Origin of the sequence: Vibrio sp. 99-8-1 (assembly GCF_013114595.1) — a bacterium.
In the GTDB taxonomy this organism is placed as follows: domain Bacteria; phylum Pseudomonadota; class Gammaproteobacteria; order Enterobacterales; family Vibrionaceae; genus Vibrio.
On the sequence record NZ_VTXE01000024.1, the window covers coordinates 70,307 to 84,673 of the forward strand.

Below are 14,367 nucleotides of genomic sequence, written 5' to 3' on the forward strand. Positions count from 1 at the left end.
CTTGCCATTTTCACATTCTATTCATGTGGCTATAGATACAATTTGACAACTTTATCAGGAACGGATAATGGAAAGTTCATGTGTGAAAACTCGCTATGACTAAATTACAGGGCTGTATTGGTTTAATGTTTTTTTGAGGAGTACAACATTAATGAAAATACTTGTTATTGAAGATGAACCCTTATTAGCACAGCAAATTATGGCTACGTTAGAGAGTGCAGGCTGGACTGTTGAACTTTCTCAGGACGGAATTGATGCCTTATATCGCGCCACATCTGAAACGTGGCAAGTCATTATTCTCGACCTCGGTTTACCTAAGTTAGATGGGCTTACCGTACTAAAAGGCATCCGCGAAGAGGGTATTAATACCCCAGTGCTGATATTGAGCGCTAGGGACACGCTTACTCAGCGTGTTGATGGGCTAAATGCTGGTGCCGATGACTATCTCACCAAGCCGTTTGAAACGATAGAACTGACCGCTCGAGTTAGAGCGTTATTACGTCGTTCATTGGGTCAGGCATCACCTATATTACAAATTGGTAATCTTAAACTGGATACAAAAACATCCAAGATCATTTGGGGGGAGCAACTGATTGATTTAACGGCCTTGGAATTTAAAGTAATGGCCTATTTTATGTACAACAGTGACAAGGTTATTTCACGAAGTGAGTTGGTAGAGCATATATACCGGCAGGATTTCGACCGAGATTCTAACACCATTGAGGTGTTCATTGGCCGTATTCGTAAGAAAATGAGTTCTGATGTTATTCATACAGTTAGAGGCTTTGGGTACAAATTGAATGTGGAGTAATCAGAGCTTTTTGACAAAAAGCAGTATACGCAAGCGTCTTTTTATAGCGGCCTGTATTTGGCTGGGAAGCTTAATTCTATTAGCTGGTATTGTGATTCCTTCATTGGTTTCAAATTATCTTCATGTTGAACTTCAGAAACAGCTCCAGCTTGCGGTGGATGAGATCAGTAATGGGCTAGTGGTGGATAAGAACGAGAAGCTAGTATTGTCTGTGAATCCTACCGACCTGAGATATAGCAAACCCTACAGCGGTTTATACTGGATTGTTTATGGAAATGGGCAGTTACTGAGATCAGATTCGTTGGTAGATACTGCTATTGATACCTCTAAGGGACTGTTATACGGAGCAAAAGGTGAAGAGCTGGACTTTTTAGAGCAACAAGTATTGCTCAAAGGAGAGTCGACAGCTTACAACATAGTGGTTGGTATTGAAGAAGGCCCAATGGAAGAGAGCATCAAGAATATAACCAGTATTTTGTGGTTGATATTGTTGTTGTTATTTATTGGGGTACTGCTGTTCACTGTGGTACAGGCAAGTTGGTCTTTACGTCCGTTAAGCCATTTGCAAACAGAGCTTAAATTAGTGGAAGGAGGCAAACAACAGGCTTTGCATGGCAATTACCCAATGGAAGTTCAGCCTGTAGTCTCAGATTTAAATGCCATGTTATTTCATTATACTGAGTTGCTTGAAAGAGCAAGGCATCATGCGGGAAATTTGTCTCACTCATTAAAAACGCCGTTAGCGATATTAAATAATCAGATCGCTGAACTAACTGACGATGATAGGGATAAGCTATCTGATACGATTAAACAGGTTCAGCACCATATTGACTATCATCTTAGCCGAACTCGGGTTGCAGGGGCGATGAGTATTTTGTCTGCAAAGTCATCACCCAGTAAACGGGTAGATGCTTTTGCCGCAGCGTTTGATAAGTTATATTCTTCGCGTAACGTGCTTTTGGTAAATGAACTGGCGCAAGAAATTGAAGTTGCTGTTGATCCAAATGACTTAGATGAAATGCTGGGTAACCTTATTGAAAACGCCTATAAATGGTCAAAAAGTTTAATACGAGTTTACAGCGTTCAAGAGGGAGAGAGAGTCACTATATTTGTCGAAGATGATGGTGTAGGAATAGATAAAGAACAGCTTGAGAAAATTACTCAACGCGGTTTTAGGCTAGATGAATCTGCTCCGGGATCAGGGTTAGGACTTAATATTGTTGCCGAAATTGCAAGGAGCTATCGAGGAAAGTTGTGTTTTGAAAAAAGCAGTATAGGTGGCCTAAAAGCGATTTTGATGTTGAGTATTGCTAAATAATAGTTTCAGTGAAGGTAAATCAATAGCCTTACAAATACGGCCAAAAATAATTAAGCGAATATGACGGATAGTGCATCAGCATTATCCGTTTTTTATTGCCCGAATTAGTATGATTTACTTCGTTGCCTTACCAATACATGCTCAAAACAAAATGCCAGATCATAGCGAATATTTTGAATTATTGATGAGGATTGTATTCATCAATAATTCATTCAGCCCTAGTTATTCTTATTTTACTTCACTTGTAACGATATAGGCGTATGCAAAATATCGTTACCGTGCTTTTAAAATAATTAAGTAAGGGTTTTCTGTTATGCAGCATTCGACTAGCAACGATAGTGGTTCTGGAAAGAGAAGAATTCTGACCTTTTTGGTGAATAACACGCCAATATTTGGTTGGGTACATTTAATTGGTTTAGCCGCCTTTGTCACACTCTCTATTGCCGGATTTTTTGGTGCGGGAGAAGGTGCTATCAGCTACAGCAACATTACCTCATTTTGGGTTTGGTGCGTATGGTGGCCGGGCATTGTTTTGATTGCGTTATTGAACTCTCGTTTATGGTGTTCAATTTGTCCGATACGATTTATAAATCAAATGGTTGATAAGTTTGGCTTTAATATAAAAGTTCCTAAAGTCGTTCGGCAAAATGGCATATTTATCGCGATCGGTTTGTTTTTGTTACACACCATTATTATTTCATACAGTGTGGATAAATATAGCGTATTCACCAGCTTATATTTATTAAGTTTGCTTGGTTTGGCCGTTGTTGTTGGGCTCGTTTTTGAGAAGAATGCATTTTGTAATTCGTTCTGTCCATTAAACGGGTTTATCGGAACTTATTCCAAAGTAGGTACAGTGGAGTTGTCACCCATTGAGCGAGATATCTGTAAGTCATGCACCACAAAAGAGTGTTATCAAAGCTGCCCTGCGAAATTGTGTATGGTTCAGCCTGCGTTTAAAGATACTTGTATTATGTGTTTTAAATGTGTCGAAGAGTGTCCAAAGACGAATATTGAACTCAAGCTACAATCACCTTTCAAACACGGCCTAAAAAAGGTAGAAAATAATGGTGGCTTAGCGCTAATCACGATACTTTTTGGCATCATGATTGCTGAATTTGGAGAATCATGGCTGTTCTTTGACCATCTAATTACGGCCGTACCAAATTGGTTAAAAGGGCTGGGGATTCCAGAGCTAATATTTGGCTATAATTGGATGGAAGGTTTCTGGATAAACCTCTCTTTACCTGCGCTATTTATTTTTACTACGTCGTACTTTGTCAGCCTTGTGACTGGTAAAAAAGGGCTACTATCGATAGCGAAAAAAACAGCACCGACTTTGTTACCGCTTATATTCAGCATGCATTTGAGTAAAATGCTGGATGTTGTAAACCACTATATTGGTTATGGCAAAAATGTTGTGACCGATCCAATTGGAGTACAAACAGCTAAGTTATTAGAAAGTGGTGTTTTAGCTATGCCGGCCAATGTACTCTTTACGGATACAGTGCAAGGCGTTGTGACTATGGTGATCGTCGCGATTGGTATGGTTGCATCCTTATATACCACTAAAATAGTCATTGTTGATAAACTAAAAAGTAGCAGAGGGAAGTGTGTATATTATCTTGCCCCTACCATTGTTGGTTTAAGTGCACTGTTGGTCGTTGCTAACTGGTTTGCTTTAATTTGATTTGTTTATTCACTTAGAAAATGAATCATAGAGTTAATAAAAGAGAGGTATAGTTACTTCTCTTTTTGCTTTTTTAAATGGGGGCAGTTAGTTTCGGCATTTAGTCGAGTAATTTTCATCACTAAGATGAACCCTTCGGGCAACATTTGTTGGCATTTTCTACTGCGTTATCGCCTGATTGTGTCGTTGACTACACGGCACAGACGCTGCCTTGTATAAAGTACCAACAAAAAGCGGCAAATATATACGGAAAAGGTCAACAGACCCTAGCAATACAAGGAAACTTAAATGGATATCAGTGTGACTCATTCACCAAAGAATGAGGAAATTGCGTGTATTTATGATGGTTTAAGTGAATTCAATCATAAAAACATCCCTCAAATAGAAGATAACTCATTTGCTATTTTTGTCCGTGACAAAACAGGAAATATTGTCGGAGGGCTAACGGGGGCTATCTATTTAACATCAGTGCAAATTAAGTATTTGTGGCTGTCAGAAACGTTGAGAAACAAAGGTGTTGGAGGGGAGCTCATGCATCGGGTTGAACAGGAGTGCAGAACGAGAAACATTAAAAATATTGCTGTGAACACCTATTCCTTTCAAGCGCCACTATTTTATCAATCTCAAGGTTTTAAGGAGATAGGCCGCTATGAAGATTATCTGGATAAAGGTATCGACAAAATTTTCTATTTAAAACACCTTTAAATTCAGTTTAACCTAAAAGGTGCAGCGACTACAGGCGAGGGTTGCTATAGTCACTGCTAATAGATTAATTAAACAAGGTGACCGGAATTTTTATAATGGCTTTTCGCACCTTGCTTGGTTGAGTTACCGCGCAAAGAGGTCGATGTATTTCGTCTGGATAGAACACGGCATAGTCATTTTCTTGCAATATGATGTAGTTTTCATTCTCCACATTGTCGATGAACTGAACGTCGTCAGGGTAAGTTTCAAGCTGCTTTAAATCATTAGGCAGTAAGTGGGAATAGCCTATTTTTTCTGAACCTTTTAGCAGTATTTGTACGTCGACATAGTACTTATGTGCTTCTGCTTTTCTGTCAGCTTGTTGTTCTGTGCTTGTATTGACAATCACAGCAAATACCCCTTGGTCAGAGAGTGGATATTCGCCTTCGTGGTGATTATCCGCAATTGCGAGGGCTTGATTAATCCATAGCAGCAAACGACTGTCGATATAACGGACTAATTCTGGCTGGTTTGTATTTCCTGCTAACATTATTAACCTTTATTGCCGATGATGGTGGCGACTTGAGAAACAAGAGTTGCAAGTTCATCCCAACGTTCTTCTTCGATTAATGCATTGGGCACCATCCATGTTCCGCCACAAGCAATCACGGAAGGCAGTGCTAAGTAATCACGAACATTGTCGGGGCTTATACCGCCGGTAGGCATGACACTAACCGGGTAAACTGCGCTTAGTGCTTTAAGCATACTTGTTCCACCAGACGCTTCAGCGGGGAAAAACTTAACCGTATCAAGGCCCAGTTCCATCGCTTGTTCAACCTGACTTGGGTTATTAACACCCGGTATAATCCGCATATTCTTTTGCTGACAGTAAGCGACAGTTGTTGGGTTGAGTCCCGGACTCACAACGAAATCAACACCTGCCATAATCGCTTGGTTAACATGAAGTTTGTTCAATACCGTCCCAGCCCCTACAAGCATATCGGGGTAGGCTTCTCGCATATTGACAATAGCCTGAAACGCTTGCTCGGTACGAAATGTGACTTCAGCGCAGGGTAAGCCGTTTTCAACTAATACTTTTGCCAGCATGGCCGCTTTAGAGGCGTCTTTTATCGCAATCACAGGTACAATTTTTAGATCTTGCAGTTGTTGTTTGAGGTGTTTCATTTATGATTTCCTTAGCAGTTGGGCATTGATGACAAAGGGATTACGGCACCGTGGTGCTGGATAACTTCCCCTGCGAGTGTGTGAGCATATTGAGCGGCTTGCTCACTTGATGCGCCGAGTACTCTTTTGGCTATATAGCCAGCACTAAACGAGTCTCCTGCGGCGGTGGTATCTACAACGGTCTCTACGTGGCGAGGGGAGACACTTAACTGGCTATTGTCAGAGATGACATAACACTCGTCTTTCCCTCGTTTTATCACTATTTCTCTAACGCCGAATGATTGGCTTCTGGTGACAGTGTCTGATTCATTTTGATCTTGCCATAACATAACTTCGTCATCGTAAGTAAGAAATGCCGTGTCGGTCAGTTTAAGAATTTCGCTATACCAGTAGCGGGCTTCGGTGGTGCTTTGCCAAAGAGCCGGACGAAAGTTATTGTCGAAATAGATAACGCTTCCAAGTTTTTTGCACTGACAAAGTAGATTAAGCAGTTTGGCTCGGTCTTCAATGGGTAATACTGCCAAGCTTATACCGCTTAAATAGATTATCTGATGTTGGCTAAGCTTGCTTAATAGCTCGCTCTCGTTTTGCTCTTTTAACCAGTGTTTTGCCGCAGAGTCATTACGCCAGTAGTAAAAGCTGCGCTCTCCATTCTCTGATGTTTCAATCGCATACATGCCAGGGAGCTTGTCATTCAATTGATAGACCATATCTGTATTAAGGTGTTCTTGTTGCCACGCTTGCAACATATCAGTACTGAATGGATCTATCCCAAGTCCAGTTACGTAGGTGGTTTTTACATGACTACCGTACGTAAGACGCGATAGGTATATAGCGGTATTTAATGTATCACCACCAAAACCTTGCTCTAGTCGACCATTTACTCGTTTAAGTTCAATCATGCATTCGCCAATTATGGCGATATTGATGAGGCACATAGTTCTGTTCCTGCGTGTTGTAATGTTAAGGCTTCACGGTTGTCGAATTTAAGTTGGTTCACGAGTCAGTTGTGGCAATTTAGCCGTAGCGAGTCGAAATATGGTGATGCTATTTATAAAAATTAAACTCGCTTCTAACAACACTCCTCCATACGACCCCACAACAACATTGTTAATTAACCAGCATCCAGCGCCAAAAAGGAAAAAGCATCGCATTTTAATTCCTGTTAGAAAAAAGATAGCGAATGTGCCCACAGCACTGCCCATGATAGGAAAAATGGCCCACCAGCTTTCAGCTAGATAAATTCCAATGGCTATGCCGATCACCATGTAGAAACTGGCTATAGCTTTAGAGGCTGTGTAGATAGATGTCCCTGTTCTTAAGGCTGCAATAGCGGCGCATAGGGCAGATACTGAGGAGCCGAGCAAAACAAAATGCAACATGTGATTTAAGTTAAACAACAGCATTATCTTTTTTAAGTTGCGGTCGTTTTTTTGATAAAAGGCCAGTAAACCGAGTATGAAACTGCCAAACCCAACCAGTTGTGCCCAAAACTCAATATTATTCATGTGCATGTATGCTTAGTATTGTTATCGGGCTAACCAGCCGCCATCGACTGCAATGGTATAGCCATTAATATAGTCTGACGCTTCTGAAGAGAGGAATACTATAGGGCCGGCAAGATCTTCTGGTGTTCCCCAACGCTCTGCTGGGATACGTTCAAGAATCGCTTGATTTCGGGCAGCATCCGCTCGTAGTGCCGCAGTGTTGTTTGTTGCCATATAGCCTGGAGCAATTGCGTTTACGTTAATGCCGTGTTTCGCCCATTCATTAGCCATTAAGCGTGTCACACCTGTGACGGCACTTTTAGATGCAGTATAGGAAGGAACTCGGATACCACCTTGGAATGACAGCATTGAAGCAATGTTTATGATCTTGCCACCCTCATTCTGAGCGATAAACTGTTTTGCTACGGCTTGAGACATAAAGAATACTGATTTGATATTGATATTCATCACATCATCCCAGTCTTGCTCTGAGAATTCGATGGCATCTTCTCTTCTTATGATGCCGGCATTGTTCACTAAGATATCAATGCGACCAAACTGACTAACGGCTTGGTCAATAATGGAGGGGATATCGTCGAGCTTCATTAAGTTTGCGCGTATATCAAGAAATTGGCCGCCAATGGCGTCTATTTTTTCAATAGTTTCAGAAGGTTCTACGATATTGACGCCAACGATATTACAACCAGCTTGAGCTAGCCCCAAAGCCATACCTTGGCCTAAGCCTGTATCGCATCCTGTAACGATTGCTGTTTTCCCTTCCAAATTAAATGAATTGTGTTTCATTGTACTTCCCCGTTGCTATGTTCGTGGTATTTGGTGTTGGCAAATCATAACAGCAAAAATAAACCATGATCAATATAAAAATGAAATGATGTTTTAAAAATTTATATTGGGACGTGTATTTTTAAGATGAAAGAAGAAGGGATTTTTGAAATGGTATTTTAAATTGCTGGTGGATATTAGTTGATTGGTTATAATGCAGCTATTAGGCTTTACTAAGAGTTATGTAATGACAAAATCAACCCAGCCAGAAGCGGTCTCATCTGTCCTTAAAGTATTTAATATTTTAGAAGCTCTAGGGGAGCAGAAAGAGATTGGTGTTTCTGAACTATCACAAAGATTGCTCACTTCTAAAGCGACAACATACCGCTTTTTGCAAACGATGAAGATGCAGGGCTATGTAGCACAAGAGGGAGAAGCGGATAAGTACTCTTTGACTTTGAAGATGTTCGAACTTGGGGCGAAATCTCTTGAGTATGTTGACGTCATATCTCTTGCAGAAAAAGAGATGCGTGTTATTTCTGAGCAGACCAATGAGACGGTTCACCTAGGAACGCTTGATGACAGCTCAATTATTTACATTCATAAAATTGATTCAAGCTATAACCTCAGAATGCACTCTAAGGTCGGCAGGCGAAACCCTATATATACAACTGCAATCGGTAAAGTATTGTTATCGGGACATAGTGATGACTTTGTGCGCCAAGTTATGAAGGATGTCGAATTTAAAAAGAGCACCGATAGAACATTAGAAAATATCGATCAGTTGCTTTCAGAGGTCCATGTCGCAAGAACGCATCATTATGCTGAAGATAATGAAGAACAGGAACCGGGACTCTACTGCATAGCAGCCCCTGTTTATGACCGCTTCGGTAATATTATTTACGGCGTTTCTATATCGTTTCCTACCATTCGCTTTGATGAAAAAAGAAAATCGTACTACATCGGTTTGCTACAGGACGCGGGGCGAAATATTTCTGAGAAACTGGGTTTTTATGAATATCCAGCATAAAAAGATCTTTGTTTAAGCAACAAAATTTGTGAGTTGTAGAAGGGCCTGTCGTGTAGACAGGCTTTTTTTTGTCTGTCATTCAGTGATGTTGAAGGTGGAATTCATGTAATGGAATGGAGTTGCATAAAATTACCTTTTCAAAATTATAAAAATGAAACGCAGTTTTAAAAAAGTAAATCGCCGATCACAAAAATAGATAATTCATATATGATCGATATTGATTATATATGAATGGGGTGTAATCTAGAGATCAAATTCTAGGAGGTTTACATGTTTATCAATTACAACAGCAACCCTGTTGATGCCAAACAATATGACACGGAACGACTAAGGTCTGAGTTTCTCAATGAGTCTCTTTTTCCCGCAGAGAGTATTGGTGTTGTTTACAGCCATATCGACAGAATTGTCGCTATTGGTGCTAGCCCAGTTGAGCAGCCACTAAAACTGGATGACTTTATCGATAAAAAATCATTTGGCACTGATTTCTTTTTACAAAGAAGAGAGATGGGCGTCATTAACCTTGGGTGTAAAGCTGAAGTTCGCTGTAAAGGACAGAGTTACGTTCTTGAGCATCTAGATGCGGTCTACTTAGGCAAAGAAGAACAAGATATTGAATTTGTTTCTTTGCAAAAGGGAGAAGCCGCAACACTGTACTGCTTGAGTGCTCCGGCTCATCATAAATACCCTTCAAGACTCATTACACGAGATCAAGCAAAACAGGTAGAGCTGGGCAATCAAGAAAATGCCAATGCTCGGGTAATTAACCAGTACTTGCATCCTGATGTTCTACCAACATGTCAATTGTGTATGGGGGCAACTCATCTGAAACCGGGTAGTGTATGGAATACCATGCCAGCTCATACCCATGAAAGAAGAATGGAGGCTTACCTCTATTTCAATATCAAACCGTCTCAGTTCGTTACCCATTTTATGGGACAACCTCAAGAGACGCGTCACTTAATTGTTCGTAATAAGCAACTCGTACTATCACCCAGTTGGTCTATCCATTCTGGATGTGGGACTCAAAATTATAGTTTTGTTTGGGGTATGTTAGGCGAAAACCAAACCTTTGATGATATGGATTTCGTTGATATGGACTCTATTTGTTAATTATCAATTTATACCAATATTTATGGAGACAGCACATGTTTAAGAGTAAAGCACTAAAACTAGCTACATTGGCAATTGCAATCGGAAGCACAGTTAGTTTCTCTTCTATTGCTTCAGCAGCGACAGAGTTAAAAACAGCGTTTAACCAATCTAAGAACCATCCTCAGTTTTTGGCATTACAAGATTTTGGTAAAAAGTTAATGGCGGAAACCGATGGACGCTATGAACTGAAAATCTATCCTAATGAAATGCTGGGGGATCAGCGTGCAGCATTAGAACTTGTCCAAAACGGTGCTATTCAATTAGCAATGGTCGCCAACCCGCTTGTTGAAAACTATGACAAAACCTTTAGGGTTATTGGCTTGCCTTACATCTACACAGGCCCTGAACATCAAGAAAAAGTATTTACATCTGGTGAATTGGATCAGTTATTTTCGTCAACAGAAAAATTTGGTTTTGAAGTTTTAACTGCCTATACCGCTGGCGCAAGAAGTATGTATACCAAAGATGCTCCGGTAAAATCAGTTGCAGATATGAAAGGTAAAAAAATTCGTGTTATGCAGTCTGACACTATGATTAAGATGCTTGATTGTATGGGCGGCGTAGGTGTACCAATGAGTCAAGGTGAAGTGTATACCGCTGTTCAACAAGGTGTACTTGATGGCGCAGAAAATAATGAAATTACTTATGCTGATCTTAAGCAGTATGAAGTGGCTCCCTTCTTCTCATCTACTCGTCACTTAATGGTTCCTGACTTATTAGTCATTAGCAGTGATTTCCTATCTGGAATGTCTGATGCTGATCAGAAAATCATTAAGAAATTGGCTAAAGAGAGCACACCTACCGAGTTCAAAATTTGGAACGACCGAATTGAGAGCGCGAAGAAAACCGCTCAAGATAAAGGCGCGACATTTACTACCGTCGACATTTCACCATTCATGCAAAGTTGTAAGAAACTTCAAGATAACTTGATAGAAACATCGGCTCAAAAAGCGCTGTTTAATAAGATTACTTCGTTGCAATAAGTGTTAATAATCTGGCTGGGCAGTTTACGCCCAGCCCCTTTAAGGTTTAATAGTTTTATGTCAAATAATCCAGCCTCTACTTTTTTTGAGAAAGTGAATCGCTTTAAGTTATTAGTTGATAAATTGATTTCTACCGTATGCATTTTAATTGTTGGTGCCATGACAGCTTTAGTCACATATCAGGTAGTTGCTCGTTACTTGTTTAATAGCCCTAGCGCTATTAGTGAAGTGCTTTCTCGATACCTTTTTATATGGCTTATTTTATTTGGAAGTGCTTATGTTTTTGGTCTAAGAGAACACATGGCTATCAGCTTTATCAAAGACAAGTTTGCCGAAAAAACTAAGGTACTAGTGGATATGTTTATTGAGCTTGTTACCGTTATGTTTGCCATATCAATCATGATTATTGGGGGGTATAGCAGTGCAGTTCGTCAGATGTGGCAGTTAGACTCTGCGCTACAAATCCCAATGGGCGTGATATACGCCGCCATTCCTATTAGCGGGGGAATCATGGTGTTCTATTTTCTTTATAACGAGTTGAATTTGATTCGCCGTTTAAATCAACTAACCGATAAGAGAGCGATGTAATGGATCTCGCATTAATGGCCGCACTCATTATGTTTAGCGGTACACTTTTCTTACTCATCATTGGTGCGCCAATAAGTATCAGTGTTGGTGTTTCGTCATTTGCTGCCATGCTGGCAATATTGCCTCCTCAAGGAGCGATGGTCACGTCAGCACAACGTATGTTTGTCGGCTTAGATTCTTTTGCGCTACTCGCTATTCCGTTCTTCATTTTGGCGGGAAACATCATGAACAATGGTGGTATAGCAATTAGACTTATTAATTTCTCAAAAATAATAAGTGGCTTCTTTCCCGGTTCATTGGCACAAACTAACGTTGTATCAAATATGTTATTTGGTTCAATTAGCGGTTCTGGTGTTGCATCGGCGGCGGCGGTTGGCGGCATAATGTCACCTATTCAGAAAAAAGAAGGTTATGACCCTGCATTTAGTACTGCGGTGAATATAGCATCAGCGCCAACAGGAATGTTGATCCCACCTAGCAACACCTTAATTGTGTATGCGACAGTGGCCGGTAGTGTTTCTGTTTCTGCTCTGTTTATGGGAGGCTATGTACCAGGAATCCTTTGGGGGATAGGTGTGATGATGGTCGCTGGATTCATGGCGAAACGTCGTGGCTATATTGCAAAGCACTCAATGACACTAGCGGACTGTATTAAAGTGACTGTGGATGCAGTGCCTAGCTTATCACTTATTGTTATCGTAATTGGTGGTATTTTGGGAGGGGTATTTACCGCCACTGAAGCATCTGCAATTGCAGTCGTTTATGCTCTATTTTTAAGTTTATGTTACCGCTCGCTCGACTTCCGAACGCTACCTGACATATTTCTTAGTACTGCAAAAATGTCGGCGATTGTCATTTTTATGCTAGGTACTTCGTCCATCATGTCATGGGTTATGGCATTTACTCAGATTCCAAGCATGATAGCGGAAGGGTTACTATCGCTCACGGACAACCCAATAATCATTTTATTGATCATTAATGTTGTCTTGTTGTTTATTGGTACGTTTATGGACCCAACGCCAGCGGTGTTGATATTTACACCAATATTTCTGCCAATTTGCATGGACTTGGGAATGGATCCTGTGCAGTTCGGTATTTTATTGGTATTTAACTTGTCTTTAGGGACGATAACGCCTCCTGTGGGACCGATATTGTTCACTGGCTGCAAGGTAAGTGGAATTAGTATAGACAGTGTTGTAAAAACGCTATTACCTTTCTTCTTAGTGATATTCTTGGTTCTTATGCTAGTGACTTATATTCCTGCAGTTTCTATGACTATTCCTGAAATGATGGGACTAATTAAGTAGTTGAACGTGACATTCAGTGCGATATTGCTCAAAATATGGCACTGAGTTTCTATTAGAGAGAACAAACCTTGTTAAATCTGCCTAATAGAGTGTTCATCGCTGATAACTAGAGGTTCAATGGATAATTCAAAAAAAACAGAATATAGAGCGCCAGCATTAGAGAAGGGCTTGGATATTTTGGAGTTGCTGGCGGCAGAAGAAGAACCTCTGACCAAGAAGCAGATTGCGGAAAAACTCGATAGAAGTATTAACGAAATTTTTCGGATGCTATCTGTACTGGCCGATAAACAGTATATTGAATTTGATACTGAGACCTCATGTTACTCTTTGTCTTTAAAAATGTTTGCCTTATCTAATCAGCATCCACCAATAGCACAGTTACTTAAACATGCTTCTCCTCTTATGGAACTACTGTGCCATAAGGTGAATCAATCCTGTCATTTAAGTCGTTATCAAAATGGTGAGCTTATTGTTATCTCTCGCCAAGAGAGCCCTTACAAAATGGGGTTTAGTCTACGTTTAGGCTCTAAACTTGATATCTGTTCATCAGGATCTGGCGTGGTGTTGCTGAGCTATCATTCGGAGAAAGAGCGACAAGATATACTGGCTCGATCTGACGCAACTGAAGAAGAGATGGAACATGCGTTAAGCTTTGTTGAGTCAACACGTGAGAAAGGGTATTTTGTGGGTGAGAGTCCACAGATATCAGGGGTCACAAATATTAGCGCACCTATAATCGGTGTATTAGGTGATATTATGGCCGTGATAACTATTCCATTTATGACATTAGACTCTCGAACTGTACATCATCATATTGAAGATATAGAAAATACGCGTAAAGAGTTGCTTAAAGTTGTTGATAAGCTCAATCAGAACTTAAGTTACAATTAAAAATAATAATAACTGACAAATAATATACAAGAATGATATTAAGTCGTAGTTTTAATAGTTATTATAAATTGATGAGTATATTATTTTCTGGTTGAAATTCATTGTTGGTTAACAATGCTAGAACATAAAATTAACAAGATAAGATAAGATAAGATAAGATAAGTTTGAATTTCTATTATTCAGTAAACCGTGACCGTTTATTAGTGAATGGTTAATGGGAATTATGCAAAATTAAACAGTGAGATTATTATAGCCAGTTACTTTGCATAAAAGTAACTGGCTATTTTTAATTGTGCGTAAGCAAATAACGATTATGCTTGTGGAGGCGTACCTTCACCGTTAGAAACCACGGCGTCAATTTGTACTAGCGCACCCATAGATACTTCAGAAACACCGACAACGGTTCTTGCTGGAAGGTCACCTTTGAAGAAGGTTGTGTACACTTCGTTTACTGCATC

General features: G+C 40.1%; 16 protein-coding genes. 10 read left to right on the forward strand and 6 right to left on the reverse strand.

The features are described 5' to 3' along the window. Nucleotides 1–151: 151 nt before the first annotated feature. The 4 genes from F0227_RS14300 (at nt 152) to F0227_RS14315 (ending at nt 4,524) form a co-directional block, all read left to right on the forward strand. Nucleotides 152–811, forward strand: coding sequence for a response regulator transcription factor (locus F0227_RS14300; protein ID WP_171753896.1), 660 nt, complete (start codon nt 152–154; stop codon nt 809–811). Continuing rightward, nucleotides 801–2,129, forward strand: a complete 1,329-nt coding sequence (locus F0227_RS14305; RefSeq protein ID WP_171753897.1) for an ATP-binding protein — start codon at nt 801–803, stop codon at nt 2,127–2,129. The genes F0227_RS14300 and F0227_RS14305 overlap by 11 nt, the downstream gene beginning before the upstream one ends. Before the next feature lie 313 nt (nt 2,130–2,442). Then, nucleotides 2,443–3,819, forward strand: coding sequence for a 4Fe-4S binding protein (locus F0227_RS14310; protein WP_171753898.1), 1,377 nt, complete (start codon nt 2,443–2,445; stop codon nt 3,817–3,819). A gap of 288 nt (nt 3,820–4,107) precedes the next feature. After that, nucleotides 4,108–4,524, forward strand: coding sequence for a GNAT family N-acetyltransferase (locus F0227_RS14315; RefSeq protein WP_171753899.1), 417 nt, complete (start codon nt 4,108–4,110; stop codon nt 4,522–4,524). Nucleotides 4,525–4,588: 64 nt separating this feature from the next. On the opposite strand, the gene F0227_RS14320 is transcribed toward F0227_RS14315, so the two are convergent. From F0227_RS14320 to kduD, 5 genes are read right to left on the reverse strand one after another with little or no spacing between them, the layout of a single operon-like run. Then, complete coding sequence (locus F0227_RS14320; RefSeq protein WP_171753900.1) at nt 4,589–5,053, reverse strand: YhcH/YjgK/YiaL family protein; 465 nt, start codon at nt 5,051–5,053, stop codon at nt 4,589–4,591. A gap of 2 nt (nt 5,054–5,055) precedes the next feature. Beyond that, complete coding sequence (locus F0227_RS14325; protein WP_171753901.1) at nt 5,056–5,688, reverse strand: bifunctional 4-hydroxy-2-oxoglutarate aldolase/2-dehydro-3-deoxy-phosphogluconate aldolase; 633 nt, start codon at nt 5,686–5,688, stop codon at nt 5,056–5,058. An 11-nt stretch (nt 5,689–5,699) separates the two neighbouring features. After that, the gene (locus F0227_RS14330) at nt 5,700–6,626 is read right to left on the reverse strand and encodes a sugar kinase (protein ID WP_171753902.1); all 927 of its coding nucleotides are present in this window, start codon (nt 6,624–6,626) and stop codon (nt 5,700–5,702) included. Nucleotides 6,627–6,674: 48 nt separating this feature from the next. Beyond that, the gene (locus tag F0227_RS14335) at nt 6,675–7,196 is read right to left on the reverse strand and encodes a YgjV family protein (protein ID WP_171753903.1); all 522 of its coding nucleotides are present in this window, start codon (nt 7,194–7,196) and stop codon (nt 6,675–6,677) included. Between the two features lie 21 nt (nt 7,197–7,217). Next, nucleotides 7,218–7,979: a 2-dehydro-3-deoxy-D-gluconate 5-dehydrogenase KduD gene (gene kduD, locus F0227_RS14340; RefSeq protein WP_171753904.1), complete on the reverse strand. Its 762-nt coding sequence runs from the start codon at nt 7,977–7,979 to the stop codon at nt 7,218–7,220. A gap of 226 nt (nt 7,980–8,205) precedes the next feature. Between kduD and kdgR the strand changes: the two genes are divergently transcribed. From kdgR to F0227_RS14370, 6 genes are all read left to right on the forward strand, one after another. After that, nucleotides 8,206–8,988, forward strand: coding sequence for a DNA-binding transcriptional regulator KdgR (gene kdgR / locus F0227_RS14345; protein WP_171753905.1), 783 nt, complete (start codon nt 8,206–8,208; stop codon nt 8,986–8,988). 270 nt (nt 8,989–9,258) lie between these two features. After that, entirely contained in the window at nt 9,259–10,098 is an 840-nt protein-coding gene (gene kduI / locus F0227_RS14350; RefSeq protein WP_171753906.1) for a 5-dehydro-4-deoxy-D-glucuronate isomerase, read from the forward strand. 35 nt (nt 10,099–10,133) lie between these two features. Continuing rightward, entirely contained in the window at nt 10,134–11,123 is a 990-nt protein-coding gene (locus F0227_RS14355) for a TRAP transporter substrate-binding protein (RefSeq protein ID WP_171753907.1), read from the forward strand. 57 nt (nt 11,124–11,180) lie between these two features. Then, entirely contained in the window at nt 11,181–11,711 is a 531-nt protein-coding gene (locus tag F0227_RS14360) for a TRAP transporter small permease (RefSeq protein WP_171753908.1), read from the forward strand. After that, the gene (locus F0227_RS14365) at nt 11,711–13,018 is read left to right on the forward strand and encodes a TRAP transporter large permease (RefSeq protein ID WP_171753909.1); all 1,308 of its coding nucleotides are present in this window, start codon (nt 11,711–11,713) and stop codon (nt 13,016–13,018) included. The genes F0227_RS14360 and F0227_RS14365 overlap by 1 nt, the downstream gene beginning before the upstream one ends. A gap of 117 nt (nt 13,019–13,135) precedes the next feature. After that, nucleotides 13,136–13,909: an IclR family transcriptional regulator gene (locus tag F0227_RS14370; RefSeq protein WP_171753910.1), complete on the forward strand. Its 774-nt coding sequence runs from the start codon at nt 13,136–13,138 to the stop codon at nt 13,907–13,909. Nucleotides 13,910–14,220: 311 nt separating this feature from the next. Here the strand turns inward: F0227_RS14370 and F0227_RS14375 are convergent. Further along, nucleotides 14,221–14,367: RidA family protein (locus tag F0227_RS14375; protein ID WP_171753911.1), on the reverse strand; the 147-nt coding region annotated here is incomplete at its 5' end.